Here is a 14,991-nt window from a genome sequence, read left to right as displayed (position 1 = left end):
TTTATCTTAATTTAATGAAAAATAAATTTGCTCAAAAAGCAACCAGAAACAAAATGGCGAGTTTCTCACTCGCCATCTATTGATATATGTTGAAGCATCGATGAAATTTACATGAATAGAATCATCATCAACATTCCGATATTGCATTCCGGACACGTTTATCCGACACCGGATAAGGCGTGCCTAATTGCTGAGCAAAATAACTGACCCGCAATTCCTCCATCATCCAGCGAATTTCTTTCACCTTCTCCGGAACAGGCTGGCCTTTCGGGATCTTATTCAGCAACTCTTGATAGTCATGAGCCACCGACTCAATCTTCAGTATATGCATTCTGTCTTTATTCGGATCGATCGGCAGTTTCTCCATTCTGCGCTCAATCGCCTTCATGTAGCGAAGAATATCCGGCAAACGACGCCAGCCACTCTCGGTCGCAAAGCCTTTAAAGATCAATCCTTCCATCTGGGCTTTGATATCAGACAAAGCAAACGCCATCGTGAAATCGACTTTTCCTTTCAGCTTTTTATGGATGTTAAACGCTGTCGTCAGAATCGATTCAACCTGCTTGGCAATGTCAACGACAGTATCTCCCAACTCGGCACGGACATACTCTTTCAATTCCGCGAAAGCTTCCGTGTCCCAAACCAGACCGCCTTTCTGTTCAATCAGCTTATCCACCCCGCAGGCAATACAGTCATCGATCAGATCCATGACCCGTCCATACGGGTTGAAATAAAGACCTAATTTTGACTTGTTCGGCAGGTTCTCGTGCAGATACTTAATCGGTGACGGCACATTCAACAGGATCAGACGTCGCTGTCCCTGCTGCATGGCGGTATGCTGCTCTTCTTCCGTTTCAAACAGCTTAATCCCGACAGAGTCCTTGTTATCAATAATTGCCGGATAAGCTTTGACTTCAAATCCGCCACGCTTCTGTTGATAACGCTCAGGTAATGCGCCGAAACTCCAGGTCGTCAGTCCATTCTGTTCAATGTCATCATCCGCGACCTGAGACAGGGTTTCCTGAACCTTTTCTTTCAGACTCTCTTTCAGCGCATACAGGTCTTTGCTTTCACGCAATTTGCGGTTGCGGTGGTCCACAGCCCGGAATGTGATCTTCAAATGCTCTGGCACCTGATCCAGATTCCAGTCTTCACGCAAGACGGTGACACCAGTGATTCGTTTCAGTTCTTTTTCCAAAGCATCCAGCAACGGCGCAGACATCGCCTGAACACGAGCCAATACCGCATCAGCATAGTTGGGTGCCGGCACAAAGTTACGCCGTAATGTTTTCGGCAATGACTTGATCAGCGCTACGACCAACTCATGACGTAACCCTGGAATCTGCCAGTCGAAACCGTCCGGCTCAACCTGATTCAGAACAGGCAACGGCAGATGTACGGTCACACCATCGTTATCCTCGCCCGGCTCAAACTGGTAACTCAGTTTGAGTTTCAGGCTGCCCTGATGCCAGAAGTTCGGATAGTCCAGCTCCGTCACATGGCTCGCATCCCCTCTGAACAGCATATCGCGTTCAAAGTTCAGCAATTCCTTATCTTTACTTGATGCTTCTTTCCACCAGGTATCAAAATGGCGTCCTGAAACCACAGTATGATCAACCCGCTGGTCGTAAAATTCATACAGGGCGTCATCATCAATCAGAATGTCACGACGACGGGACTTGTGCTCCAGCTCTTCAACTTCACGCAGCAACTGACGGTTCTGATGGAAGAACTTGTGCTTGGTCTCCCAGTCCCCCTCAACCAGCGCGGAACGAATGAAAATCTCCCGGCTGATCACCGGATCAATCTTGCCGTAATTCACCTTCCGCTTCGGAACGATCGGAATTCCGTACAAACTAACCTTCTCAAAGGCCTGGACCGAAGCTTGTTTTTTCTCCCAATGCGGTTCACTGTAGCTGCGTTTGATCAGATGCTGTGCCAGTGGCTCAATCCATTCCGGCTGAATTTTGGCTGCAATACGTCCCCAGAGTTTCGAGGTTTCAACCAGCTCTGCCACCATGACCCATTTCGGCTGTTTCTTAAAAATGCCTGAGCCGGGGAAGATATTGAACCGGGCATTCCGCGCACCCTGATACTCATTCTTCTCCTGATCTTTCTGACCGATATGCGACAGCATCCCCGCCAGCAGCGCCGTATGTACAGCCGGATAACTGGCTGGTTCATCGTTATGACGCAATTTCAGCTCACGGACCACCTGGTGAACCTGGAAGTAGATATCCTGCCACTCACGGACCCGTAAATAATTCAGATAATCACTTTTACACTGCTTACGGAACTGATTGCCCGACAAGGCTTTTTGCTGTTCTTTCAGGTAATCCCACAGGTTCACAAAGGTCAGAAAATCCGAATCTTTGTCATAAAAACGGCGGTGTTTTTCATCCGATGCCTGTTGTTTTTCCAGAGGACGTTCGCGAGGATCCTGAATCGACAGCGCAGATGCAATAATCATCACTTCCTGCAAAGCACCATGCTTCGGCGCTTCCAGAACCATTCGTGCCAGACGCGGGTCAATCGGCAGCTTTGCCAGCTGACGGCCAACTTCCGTTAAACGCTTCCGCGGATCTTTGGCATTTGCATTGATAGCGCCCAGCTCTTCCAGCAGACGTACGCCATCCTGAATGTTGCGGTTATCTGGCGGCTCAACAAATGGAAAAGCCTGAATATCACCCAGCCCGATGGCTGTCATCTGCAGAATAACGGATGCCAGATTGGTCCGGAGAATTTCCGGATCCGTAAATTCCGGACGGGACAAAAAGTCATCTTCAGAGTACAGACGAATACAGACACCCGCTGCAACCCGGCCACACCGGCCTTTACGCTGGTTTGCACTGGCTTGCGAGACTGGCTCAATCGGCAATCGCTGAACTTTGGTGCGGTAGCTGTACCGGCTGATCCGGGCCGTACCCGGGTCAATTACATACCTGATGCCCGGAACGGTCAGTGATGTTTCAGCCACGTTGGTCGACAAGACAATCCGGCGGCCGCTGTGTGACTGGAACACCCGGTTTTGCTCGCTGGCAGACAGTCGTGCGTACAACGGAACAATTTCAGTATGTTTCAGGTTTCGTTTGCTCAGTGCATCGGCAGTATCACGAATTTCCCGCTCACCGTTCATGAAGATCAGGATATCGCCCATGCCTTCGTCACACAGCTCATCCACAGCATCAAAGATTGCCTGCAGTTGATCGCGATCGCTGTCATCACTGTCATCCATCACCGGACGATAACGGACTTCAACCGGATAAGTCCGGCCAGAAACTTCAATAATCGGCGCATTACTGAAATGCTTCGAAAAACGTTCCGGATCGATCGTCGCCGAGGTAATGATCACTTTCAGATCCGGGCGTTTTGGCAGCAGATTCTTCAGGTAGCCCAGAATGAAATCGATGTTCAGGCTGCGTTCGTGGGCTTCATCGATAATGATGGTGTCGTACTGATTCAGATACTTATCATTCTGAATTTCAGCCAGCAAGATACCATCGGTCATCAGCTTGACCTGAGTTTTATCAGAAACCTGATCGTTAAACCGAACCTTATAACCAACGGTTGAGCCCATTTCACAGCCCAGTTCCTCAGCAATACGGTTGGCAACGGAACGGGCCGCCAGGCGTCTTGGCTGCGTATGACCAATGGTACCAGTCGTCCCCAGACCCAATTCCAGACAGATTTTCGGCAACTGCGTGGTTTTACCCGAACCCGTTTCACCGGCCACAATCACGACCTGATGGCCACGGATAGCTTTCGCGATGTCGTCTTTTTTCTGACTGACCGGCAATTGTTCCGGATAAGTAATCGCCGGACAGCTGTTCCGGCGGATCTCAACGGACTGCATTGAACGTGCAATGTCCATCGCAATTTCATCGAACACGGCATGTCGGGCCTGTTCGTTCTTAATTTTTGCCGCGCCCTGCACTCGTTTGAGCAGACGGAATCGATCCCGGATCAGGCAATCTCGAATGGCGGCTTTCAATGTTTTTTCACTGTTGCGAACTTCTGTTCGCTCAGATTGAGGCGTTGTAGACTGAGTCAAGTGAATTCCTGCTTGTATCAGTAAGTCGTTCAGGTAAGGAAAACAAGAAGTAACCTGAACATGCTCTTCGTAAAACTGGCGCGATTCTACCACAGACTTCTGTATTCATCAGGCCAGCATCAACATGAAACTCAACAATCTCTTGCATTTTTTCTGACAGGGCTGCAATGATAAATAGGTAAGTAACTAAAAGGGAAATGGCTATGTTCCAGCAATTGCGTATTCTTTTTCGCCAGATCATGAATGATGGCAGTGATGATGGTGCTGTTGATACACCAGCCCTCCATCTTGCAATCGCGTCGTTGCTCTGTGAAGTTGCCAATGCGGACCATAACCGGGATCCCAACGAAGAGACTGCAAAAATCCACCTGCTAATGAAATTGCTCGAAACAGATGATATTCAGGCCAGGACATTGCTGCATGAAGCGCAGACCCGAAGCGAACAGTCGGTCTCGGTGTATGAGTTCACCAGCAAGCTACGTTCTTTATCCGCAGACGATCGCTATCGTCTGATTGAAGCTATGTGGCAGGTCGCTTTCGCAGACGGTATTTTGGATCCGCTGGAAGAAGCCGTTATCAGGCAGGTTTCAGAGCTGATTTACGTTGACCACGCAACGTTTATCAAAGCCAAATTCTCTGCCCAGGCTGGCGCCTCAGAATAGTCCCGCATTATTCTGTTGATGCGACAGAAGCAAACTGAACGGGTGAAGACAGAGTATATTTCTGACAATCACCCCAATAACCAACTGCAACGATACCAATCGACCTGAAAACAGCAAATTACCCCACCCAAGCAACATATACCGAACTTTTATTCTACAATATGGACAATTTTGTGCTGAACTTTGATTTGTTCAACAAAAGTTGAAAATGTTGATCATTTTAACAATATTTTTGAATTTTCTCTTTGAATATAGTGGTTGTTAGGACTACGATGTGCCACTCAATAAAAAGAAATGCCAAAATTTCAGCCGAAAACAGAGTCTATTACATGAAAGACGATAAAAGACCCCTATATATCCCCTACGCCGGTCCGGCCCTGCTAGAAACTCCTCTCCTGAATAAAGGAAGTGCGTTCTCAGTCGAAGAAAGAATGTTCTTCAACCTGGAAGGCCTGCTGCCAGAAGCCATTGAAAGTATTGAAGAACAAACAGAGCGTGCTTACCAGCAATACCTGAAGTTTGATAATGATATGGATAAGCATATCTATCTGCGAAACATTCAGGATACCAATGAGACCCTGTTTTATCGACTGGTTGAAAATCATATCACTGAGATGATGCCAATCATCTACACCCCGACTGTTGGCGCCGCTTGTGAGAATTTCTCCAACATTTACCGCCGTGGTCGTGGTCTCTTTATCTCCTATCCGAACCGTGATCGCATTGAAGATATGCTCAACAATGCATCCCGCCACAACGTAAAAGTGATCGTGGTGACCGACGGCGAACGAATCCTTGGTCTGGGTGATCAGGGCATTGGCGGTATGGGCATTCCGATTGGTAAGCTGTCTCTGTATACCGCCTGTGGCGGGATCAGCCCGGCCTATACCCTGCCAGTTGTTCTGGATGTGGGTACGAACAATCCGCAGCGCCTGTCTGACCCGATGTACATGGGCTGGCGTCATACCCGGATTACCGGCAAAGAATACGATGACTTTGTTGATGAATTTATCCAGGCAGTGAAACGCCGCTGGCCAGATGCGCTGATCCAGTTTGAGGATTTCGCACAAAAGAATGCGATGCCATTGCTGGAACGCTACAAAAACAAAGTCTGCTGCTTCAATGATGATATTCAGGGAACGGCTGCCGTCACTGTCGGCTCTCTGCTGGCTGCATGTAAAGCGGCTGGCAGCAAACTGTCTGAACAACGTGTCACCTTCCTGGGTGCGGGCTCAGCAGGTTGCGGGATTGCAGAAGCCATCATTGCACAAATGGTGTCTGAAGGAATTTCTGAGAAACAGGCGCGCAGTCAGGTCTTCATGGTAGATCGCTGGGGCTTACTGCTGGACGACATGCCAAATCTGGTCAATTTCCAGAAGAAACTGGTTCAGACCCGTCAGAGTGTAAGCGAGTGGGAAACCGATGACAGTAACATCTCCCTGCTTGATGTTATGCGTAATGGCAAACCAAACATTCTGATTGGCGTATCTGGTGTACCAGGCCTGTTCAGTGAAGATGTGATTCGTGAAATGCACAAACACTGTGAGCGTCCGATCATTTTCCCGCTGTCGAACCCGACCAGCCGTGTGGAAGCCATGCCTGCCGATATCATCCGCTGGACAGACGGACAGGCGCTGGTGGCAACTGGTTCTCCATTCGAGCCTGTCGTCTATAACGGCAAAACCTACCCGATTGCCCAATGTAATAACAGTTACATCTTCCCGGGGATCGGACTGGGTGTGCTGGCTGTCGGCGCACGCCGCGTCACCGATGAAATGCTGATGGAAAGTAGCCGTGCGCTGGCTGAGTGTTCACCGCTGGCGATTAACGGCACTGGCGCATTGCTGCCACCACTGGAAGATATCCAGAATGTATCTCGCCATATTGCATTTTCCGTGGCGAAGAAAGCGGTTGCACAAGGTAAAGCGCCGAAGAATACAGATGAGCGTATCAGAGAAAAGATTGAAACGAACTTCTGGGAATCCGGCTACCGTCGTTACAAACGGACATCATTCTGATAAATATGCTGCACGTTTGATGAAAAACCCGCCAATGGCGGGTTTTTTGTTGAATCGCTCACCAATCCAGCGAAATCGCCATCATGTATGACCAGATTTTTACACAACATTATCAACGGATTAAGGTACACTTAATGAAATAAATTGAGGTGATTTATGCATTTTAGACCATTATGAAGCTGCGTTCAGTTCTGCGATTTGCAGCCATCTTTCTCATCGTTCTCTTTGGATTGTTTCTGGTACTCGACCGTTGGGTAGCAGCGACAACAGCTGATCGTATCTACACAGAAACAGCGGAAGTGCCTGCACGGACCGTTGGTCTGGTTCTGGGAACCAGTAAATACATTGCCCACAACCTCAACCCTTATTACAACTTCAGAATGGATGCTGCTGTCCGGCTGTATCGGGAAAAGAAGATCCAAATCCTGTTGCTCAGCGGCGATAATGCACACCGCTCATACAATGAGCCCTGGACCATGAAACGTGACCTGCTGAAAGCCGATATTCCTGATGAAGCCATCGTCCTCGACTATGCTGGTTTCCGGACACTGGACTCTGTCATTCGCGCCAAAGATGTCTTTGAAGCCAGCAGCCTTACCTTCATCACCCAACAGTTCCATTGCGAGCGAGCCCTGTTTATTGCCGCCCACAAGAATATTGATGCTATCTGTCTCGCGGTCCCTCAGCCCCGCGGACTGGCTGGTTTTAAAATCAGACTCAGAGAAGTATTTGCCAGAGTGAAAGCCTGGCTGGACCTTTACATTCTGGACGAACAGCCCCGTTTCCCGGGTCCGAAGGAACCTATTTTCAGTCAGCCATCTTTTGCTGAACCTCAGCAAGAGCCGGCGTCACCCGAGCCAGTCCTGCCGCCGCTCCGGCAAGAGCCAGTCCCACCCGGTCAGCAACAGTAAGCGACGGAAATCGCTCAGGCTCAAGACGTTACACTTTTCGGCATGACCTGAAACAGTCAGAACCTGTCTGGCTTTCATCCAACCGGCAGCACCCCATAACTACAGTTTTGACAATAGTGGGTGGATTCCCACACATTCAAAAAACACCACGTCACAAAAGCTGCCTCTTCTCACCTGAGCGCCCACAAACGCGTTAACAAACGATTAAAAAAATGCAACATTTCACACCGACGACACAAAGTGATCACAAATTCGCTTCGTGAATAACCGACATATGATAACAACAGTCAATCTGAAGGAACCTCTATGACAGCCTTAGCACTCACACTGAAACAGTGGCTGTTTGATCGAAACAGCCTGATTCTGCTCGCAGATATCGCCCTCTTTTTTGTTCTGCTCAATACGCTGCCCGTTGATAAAAACGTCGCAATAGGTTTGAGTATTCTCGCCTTTGTCGCCGTGTTATGGCTGACAGAAGCCGTCCACGTCAGCATTACCGCTTTGCTTGTTCCCCTTTTGGCGATTGGTTTTGGCGTGTTCAACACCTCTGTTGCACTGGGTAACTTTGCCAACCCGATTATTTTCCTGTTTCTGGGTGGTTTTGCACTGGCTGCAGCACTGCGAAGCCAGGAACTGGATAAAGCCATTGCAGATAAAGTTCTGCTCATGGCAAAAGGTAAAATGTCTGTCGCTGTTTTCATGTTATTTGGTGTCACAGCCGGTCTGTCAATGTGGATCAGTAACACCGCAACGGCTGCAATGATGCTGCCGCTGGTGCTGGGTGTTCTGGCAAAGGTGGATGCTAAAAACCAGCGCAATACCTATGTATTCGTCCTGCTGGGCGTGGCGTATTGCGCAAGTATTGGCGGTATCGCAACACTGGTCGGCAGCCCGCCGAACGCGATTGCCGCAGCAGAAGCAGGTCTGAGCTTTACTGACTGGATGATGTTCGGCCTGCCAGTCACCATTGTTATGTTGCCACTGGCCGTCACGGTTCTTTACTTCCTGCTGAAACCGGATCTGAACCACACCTTCGAACTGGACCACAAACCCGTGGCGTGGACGAATGGTAAAAAAATTACGCTGGCAATTTTCATTCTGACCGTTTGTCTGTGGATTTTCAGTAAGCCAATCAATGCCATGCTGGGCGGACTCAGCAGTTTTGATACGCTGATCGCGCTGTTTGCTATTGCGCTGTTAGGTGCCTCACGGGTCGTGGAATGGAAACAAATCGAGAAAACCACAGACTGGGGTGTACTGCTGCTGTTCGGGGGTGGTATCTGCCTGAGCAATGTACTCAAACAAACGGGAACCAGTGTCTTCATGGCGAACAGCCTGAGCGGCTTCCTTGATCAGGCCGGTATGCTGTATTCCATTCTGGTGATTGCTGCTTTCGTCATTTTCCTGACCGAATTTGCCAGTAACACAGCCAGTGCGGCGCTGTTAGTCCCAGTATTCGCATCAGTCGCAGAAGCGCTCGGTGTATCTCCGGTTCTTCTCTCTGTCCTGATTGGTGTGGCTGCTTCTTGTGCCTTCATGCTGCCGGTTGCAACGCCGCCAAATGCCATTGTGTTCGGTTCAGGCCACATCAAACAGAAAGAAATGATGCGCGCCGGTGTTTACCTGAACATCGTCTCCATTGCATTCCTGACCGCCGTGGCTTACTTCTTCTGGTAACCACTTCGCATAGCATCATCACAAGATCCCCTGCCGTTTCGACGCAATCACATCGAATCGTCAGGGGATTCATACTCATGCTTTTAACAATCTCTTCGATTTCCGGTGGCCAGACGGCCACCTTTTTTAACGCCTGATTTCTATTAATCCGCTGGATAACGAACACCAATGATATCCCGGGCTTTCGTCATCACACTGTGAACAATACGGCTGCGCTCCAGTCCTGAATGCGCGTACATTTCATCTTCGATTAACTGGGCAAATGCCGCGGCTTCATACTGCATGGTATTTTTTGCCTGATATCGTGACAACGTCACCTCCGGTTCATCTTTCCGGTAAATTACGACCTTTTTGCAATCCGCGATCGCATCAATCACTAGAGTGCCCTGCTCGCCCTGAAGCTCACAAGGGAGCATACTGTCGCTGACCTTCGAGTGACTGATCACCGCATCAAAGTCGCCATAGTGCAAAACAAGTGTGCCATGCGCGTCCACTCCGGAGTCCAGTAATGTTCCCTGAGCGGTAAAACTCATCGGCTCGCCAAACAATGCAATCGCCACGCTCAATGGGTACACCCCAATATCCATCAGAGAACCATTCGAAAATTCAGGGTTAAAGGTGTTCGGATTTTCACCATTGAGGTATTTGTCATAACGGGATGAATACTGACAAAAATTAAAATAGGCTTTCCGCAGACGGCCGATTTTATTCAGACTGTTACGAATCACTTCAAAATTGGGAATATAGGTTGTTTTCAGTGCTTCAAACAGAACGACATTGTGTGCTTTCGCCAGTGCAATCAGTTTGTCCACTTCTTCAATATTCGAAGCCATCGGCTTTTCAACAATGACATGCTTCCCGGCCCGGATAAACAGCTCTGCCTGCGCGGCATGCAGTGAATTGGGGCTGGCAATATAGACGGCATCAATCAAATCACTGTTTGCCATGTCTTCAAGCTGGTCAAAGCAATGTCTGATGCCATGTTTTCTGGCAAAGTGCTCGGCATGCTCTATTGTTCTTGAATAAACAGCTGTCGGATTCAATTTTCCGGTTTGCAGCACAGCCTCAATAAAGCGGTCTGTGATCCAATTTGTGCCAATGGTGCCCACGCGTATCATGACTTCAAGGTTCCTGCTGACAATTTTATTCATTTCATTATGCATGGAAGACACTGCGCGTAAACGCCAACGCTTTGATAACGAGCACAAATCTCTGGCCTGATTGCTTGGAGTCACCCAGTGCTTGGAGTAAGATAACAAACTGCATGTAAACTCTTTCGACGATGTTCCTGCATTTTAGCGCAGAGAAGACACCCGAATTCATAATCAGGCTTATCAATTGCCTGAAACCATAATCAAAACAGAGAATCGCTATGTACCACGCTGAAATTACCGGTTGGGGCAAGTGCCTCCCTCCCGCAGTACTGACTAATGATGAACTCAGTCAGTTTGTCGATACCACTGATGAATGGATTCAGACCCGTACCGGTATCCAGGAACGTCGAATCAGTCATGTTGACACGTCCAAAATGGCCGAACTTGCAGCGACACACGCACTGGCGGCAGCTGGCCTGACTGGCAGTGACCTGGATTTAATCATCATTGCAACCTGTTCTCCGGATACCTTACTGCCAAACATTGCCTCTAAAGTCGCGCGTGAACTGGGCGCACAACGGGCTGCGGCATTTGACATAAACGCTGCATGCACCGGCTTTCTGTACAGTCTGGAAACCGCAACACGTCTGATTCAGCTGGGGAATTACCGTCATGCGCTGGTCATTGGTGCTGAACGTCTGTCCTGGCTGATTGACTGGAGTAAACGTGATACTGCCGTGCTCTTTGGTGATGGTGCCGGTGCGGTCGTCCTGAGCCGGACTGAAGAAAACACTGGTCTTCAGGAGTCGCAACTGGGCTGTGATTCTGAAGGGCGTGATGTACTGGCGATTCCAGATTTCGGGACATCCATGGATCGTTTTGATCCGGATCCGGGACACTTTACATTTAACTTTGTCGGCCGTGAAATTTTCCGCCGGGCTGTCCGCGGCATGGGCTCAGCCGCCAGCACTGTCCTGGAGCGTGCAGGACTAAGTAAAGAAGACATTGATGTTGTGATTCCTCATCAGGCGAATAAACGCATTATTGAAGCGCTCTGCGATCATACCGGCATTCCGTTAGAGAAAGCTTTTGTGAACATTCACCGCTACGGCAATACCTCTGCGGCCACCGTGCCGATTGCGTTGTGCGAAGCCGTCGAGCAAGGGTTCATCAAACCAGGTAATACGATCCTGTCTGCAGCTTTTGGTGCGGGCCTGACCTGGGGTGCCAGCATTATCCGCTGGGGCCAACGTGTCACACCAATCGCCCAGTCTGACGCGGCACTGCCGCCTTGCGAGCAAAGCGCCAGAGAAATCATGCAAAACGCAATTGATCATTGTACCGGTGTGAAATAAATCTGTTTCCGCCTCTTATAAAAAAGCCACTCAAATCTGAGTGGCTTTTTGCATGTTTCCTATCAGCATGGCACAGCCTAACGTCTTGCTGAGCGCTTGCCTCTGCCCTGATGGACTTTGAGCTGCTTCTTCATGCGACGCTTATCTGCCGAGCGTCCTTTCGGGGCATGCTCAGGCGGTGCAATCGAGGGATCCGGTTCATAGCCTGCCAGCCATTCCTGAGGCAAACGGGTATCCAGCAAATCTTCAATGGCTTTCAGCGCCCATTCTTCATCCAGACTCATCAGCGACACTGCCAGACCTTCACTGCCCGCACGGCCTGTTCGCCCGATACGATGCACGTAATCCTCTGCCTGAAACGGCAGATCGAAGTTCACGACATATGACAGCTGCTCAATGTCCAGTCCGCGCGCTGCAACATCAGTCGCAATCAGTGCACGGATCTGGCCTGATTTGAAATCATCCAACGCCCGCTGTCTGGCCCCCTGGCTTTTATCACCATTAATCGATGCCGCTTTGATGCCGTCCAGTTTCAGCTCTTTAACCAGCGCATCGGAGCCTTGCTTGGTTTTGGTAAACACCAGCACCTGATCCCAGTTTCGGGAACCAATCAGATAGGCCAGCAACTCAGCTTTACGATGCTTATCAACCGGATAAACAATCTGCTTCACGGTTTCTGCCGTGGTGTTGGCTGGTGTCACTTCTATGACTTCAGGTTCTTTCATCATCCGGTAAGCCAGTTCTTTCACGGCTTTCGAGAACGTCGCAGAAAACAGCAGTGTCTGACGCGGCGCTTTCATCCGTTTCAGAATCCGCTGGATCTCTTCCTTGAAGCCCATATCCAGCATGCGATCTGCTTCATCAAACACCAGGTATTTCACCTGACTGAGATCAAGGTTGCCCACATGCGCGTGATCCAGCAACCGTCCCGGTGTGGCAACCACTATATCCGGTCTTGCTCTCAGTGCTTTGGTCTGCACACTCATGCTGGTCCCGCCGTAGACGGCTACAGATGTCAGCGATAAATCATCGGCATAAGCGGCCAGATTATCCTGAACCTGCTGAGCCAGTTCCCGGGTCGGGGTCAGAATTAATGCCCGGACAGGTGCGGCATGGTTATCACGCTGTGGCAACTCAGACTGAATCAGCATTTGTTGCAGCAAAGGCAAACCATAAGCGGCGGTTTTTCCTGTGCCAGTCTGTGCAGCCGCCAGCACATCTTTACCTGCAAGCACCGCAGGAATCGCCAGTTGCTGCACCGGCGTCGGCTCGGAAAACCCTTGCTTTGCAATTGCAGATAAAATTTCAGCCTGAAGCCCTAACCCGGAAAACGCCATATTGCCGCCCTGAATACGAAAAAGCAGGGATTTTATCCCTGCTGGTTCAACTTGCCAATAAAAAAGCACCCGCCCGGGTGCTTTCAACCTTTACGAACTGCGATCAGGCTGTTTTGATATTCAGGAATGCCGCACCGCGAACACCACCAGCATCACCGTGTTTGGCTTTGATGATTTTCGGTACACGTGCCACAGACAGCAGATGTTTTGGCAGACGCTTCGGCAAGGCTTCATACAAATAATCAAAGTTCGACAGACCGCCACCCAGCACAACCACGTGCGGATCAAGGCCGGTCAGCAAGCCGCCCAGACAAATCGCCAGCAATTCGACAAACCGTTCCACGTGTTCAACAGCTTTCGCTTCACCTTGTCGGAAATGCTCAATGATCTCAATTGCCGGAACTTTTTCACCATAATAATGGGCATAGAGCTGTTCAAAGCCACGGCCTGACAGGTAGTTATCGATACAGCCCTTGTTATCGCAACCACAGGTGAACAACGGCGCTTTCTCACCCAAATGAAACCAGGCATCAATAGGCAGACGGGTATGACCCAGCTCGCCCGCCACATGATTCTTCCCGGAGAACACTTTACCATTGAATACGAGCCCACCGCCGAATCCTGTTCCCAGAATCAGCCCCAGCACGGATGGCTCATCACGCAGCGCTTCATCCCATGCCTCTGACAAAGCAAAACAGTTAGCATCGTTATCAATACTGACGCTACGGCCAAGACGGTTTTCCAGGTCCCGACGTAAATGACGGCCTTTGGCCGCAGGAATGTTCGACGTCAGCACCGTGCCATCTTCCGCATCTTCCATGCCGGGAATGCCGATACCAATCTGACCTTCACAGCCAAAGGTTTGATCTGCTTTTTTGATCAGCGCCACCAGCGTATCAATCAACGCTTCGTAATCATCGCCAGGCGTTGCAACACGCTCTGTTGCAACACGTTCCAATTGTTCGTTGAAAGCACCAAATTCAATTTTGGTTCCCCCAACATCGAAGCCGTAATACATTGTTGTCTCCATTATTTTACGCTGTGAAAATTATCCATACATCCGGGTCTACAGACTGTGATAGATGCCTTATTTAGTTATCAATCAATCAGCGTCAGCGCACATTTAGTGAAAGCAAGTCCTGAAAGCACGGGCAAAATTACTCCACTACCCTTGGCTGAAATTCCTGTTGTAACTGCCGGATAGCTGAATCCTCGGGTAACGGACGATTCAGCTTACCCGCCAGATAACTTTCCCGGAACACATCAAACCAGAGGTCCAGAATTCTGGCATTCTCCTGCTCACCAAAAACATCGACGATACGGGCCGCCACCTCTGCCGTTCCCAACTGATTATCTTTCACCGCTTCACGAACCTGATAACGGGACCGCGACTCCGGAGAAATTGACAGCATTAGGAATTGATTGAGATACGGACTTTTCCGGAACATCTTTTTGGCTTCCGCCCAGCTCCCGTCCAGCAGAATAAACAAAGGACGTTTTCCCGGTGCCAGCGTCACTTCTTCTGCCACACGTTCAGGCTCGCCATACTCCGCCGGAAAAATCACGTATGGCTGCCACTGCGGATCAGCCAGGACTTCAAGCATGGCCGGATCAGGCTCAGTGCGAGACCAAATGTAGGCAAATGTATCAGGAAACAGATCGGCAATCAGACGGCCAGTATTGCTAGGCTTCAGTACTTCGTCATCGTACATGATCAGCATGAAGGCAGCTTCAGATTCAAGCTGAGGCTTGAGCTCACAAATACACAGGTGCTCTCGGAGCATACAGAATTTACAGCGTGCGACCTTACCGCCCCGGGCCAGAAATGGACGGGTCGAACGCGCCAGGCGTGCGTCATAGAGGCTATGTACAGCGTGTATACGCAT

General features: G+C 49.7%; 10 protein-coding genes. 5 read left to right on the top strand and 5 right to left on the bottom strand.

The annotated features are described in order from the left end of the window. Positions 1-127 precede the first annotated feature (127 nt). Positions 128-4,051 carry an ATP-dependent RNA helicase HrpA gene (hrpA, locus tag ACYP03_RS10965; RefSeq protein WP_459779777.1) on the bottom strand — a complete coding sequence of 1,308 codons (3,924 nt, stop codon included), beginning with the start codon at positions 4,049-4,051 and terminating at the stop codon, positions 128-130. Between the two features lie 203 nt (positions 4,052-4,254). On the opposite strand from hrpA, the gene ACYP03_RS10960 reads away from it, so the two are divergent. From ACYP03_RS10960 to ACYP03_RS10945, 4 genes are all read left to right on the top strand, one after another. Continuing rightward, on the top strand, positions 4,255-4,713 hold the full coding sequence (locus tag ACYP03_RS10960; RefSeq protein WP_248140355.1) for a tellurite resistance TerB family protein: 459 nt from the start codon (positions 4,255-4,257) through the stop codon (positions 4,711-4,713). 329 nt (positions 4,714-5,042) lie between these two features. After that, the gene (locus ACYP03_RS10955) at positions 5,043-6,731 is read left to right on the top strand and encodes an NAD-dependent malic enzyme (RefSeq protein ID WP_248140356.1); all 1,689 of its coding nucleotides are present in this window, start codon (positions 5,043-5,045) and stop codon (positions 6,729-6,731) included. A gap of 173 nt (positions 6,732-6,904) precedes the next feature. Beyond that, entirely contained in the window at positions 6,905-7,642 is a 738-nt protein-coding gene (locus tag ACYP03_RS10950) for a SanA/YdcF family protein (protein ID WP_330959534.1), read from the top strand. A gap of 306 nt (positions 7,643-7,948) precedes the next feature. Then, positions 7,949-9,319, top strand: coding sequence for an SLC13 family permease (locus ACYP03_RS10945; protein ID WP_248140358.1), 1,371 nt, complete (start codon positions 7,949-7,951; stop codon positions 9,317-9,319). A 143-nt stretch (positions 9,320-9,462) separates the two neighbouring features. On the opposite strand, the gene ACYP03_RS10940 is transcribed toward ACYP03_RS10945, so the two are convergent. Further along, positions 9,463-10,437 (bottom strand): Gfo/Idh/MocA family protein, encoded by a 975-nt coding sequence (locus tag ACYP03_RS10940; RefSeq protein ID WP_330959536.1) that lies wholly within the window; start codon positions 10,435-10,437, stop codon positions 9,463-9,465. A gap of 248 nt (positions 10,438-10,685) precedes the next feature. Between ACYP03_RS10940 and ACYP03_RS10935 the strand changes: the two genes are divergently transcribed. Next, positions 10,686-11,768 carry a beta-ketoacyl-ACP synthase 3 gene (locus ACYP03_RS10935; protein WP_459779856.1) on the top strand — a complete coding sequence of 361 codons (1,083 nt, stop codon included), beginning with the start codon at positions 10,686-10,688 and terminating at the stop codon, positions 11,766-11,768. A 77-nt stretch (positions 11,769-11,845) separates the two neighbouring features. On the opposite strand, the gene ACYP03_RS10930 is transcribed toward ACYP03_RS10935, so the two are convergent. From ACYP03_RS10930 to ACYP03_RS10920, 3 genes are all read right to left on the bottom strand, one after another. Continuing rightward, complete coding sequence (locus tag ACYP03_RS10930; protein WP_459779774.1) at positions 11,846-13,105, bottom strand: DEAD/DEAH box helicase; 1,260 nt, start codon at positions 13,103-13,105, stop codon at positions 11,846-11,848. 103 nt (positions 13,106-13,208) lie between these two features. Next, positions 13,209-14,123, bottom strand: a complete 915-nt coding sequence (nagK, locus tag ACYP03_RS10925) for an N-acetylglucosamine kinase (protein WP_459779772.1) — start codon at positions 14,121-14,123, stop codon at positions 13,209-13,211. A gap of 139 nt (positions 14,124-14,262) precedes the next feature. Continuing rightward, positions 14,263-14,991, bottom strand: coding sequence for a tRNA-uridine aminocarboxypropyltransferase (locus ACYP03_RS10920; protein ID WP_248140362.1), 729 nt, complete (start codon positions 14,989-14,991; stop codon positions 14,263-14,265).

This window comes from Photobacterium sp. R1 (assembly GCF_054600795.1).
Note: the sequence above shows the minus strand (reverse complement) of the source record. Positions and strands in the feature narration are given on the sequence as shown.

What these genes read in the sequence shown, in the direction of transcription:
- ACYP03_RS10930 (WP_459779774.1), bottom strand. Translation starts at nt 13,105, where the DNA reads ATGGCGTTTTCCGGGTTAGGGCTTCAGGCTGAAATTTTATCTGCAATT.
- ACYP03_RS10940 (WP_330959536.1), bottom strand. Translation starts at nt 10,437, where the DNA reads ATGATACGCGTGGGCACCATTGGCACAAATTGGATCACAGACCGCTTT.
- ACYP03_RS10955 (WP_248140356.1), top strand. Translation starts at nt 5,043, where the DNA reads ATGAAAGACGATAAAAGACCCCTATATATCCCCTACGCCGGTCCGGCC.
- ACYP03_RS10920 (WP_248140362.1), bottom strand. Translation starts at nt 14,991, where the DNA reads ATGCGTATACACGCTGTACATAGCCTCTATGACGCACGCCTGGCGCGT.
- ACYP03_RS10950 (WP_330959534.1), top strand. Translation starts at nt 6,905, where the DNA reads ATGAAGCTGCGTTCAGTTCTGCGATTTGCAGCCATCTTTCTCATCGTT.
- ACYP03_RS10945 (WP_248140358.1), top strand. Translation starts at nt 7,949, where the DNA reads ATGACAGCCTTAGCACTCACACTGAAACAGTGGCTGTTTGATCGAAAC.
- ACYP03_RS10960 (WP_248140355.1), top strand. Translation starts at nt 4,255, where the DNA reads ATGTTCCAGCAATTGCGTATTCTTTTTCGCCAGATCATGAATGATGGC.
- nagK (WP_459779772.1), bottom strand. Translation starts at nt 14,123, where the DNA reads ATGTATTACGGCTTCGATGTTGGGGGAACCAAAATTGAATTTGGTGCT.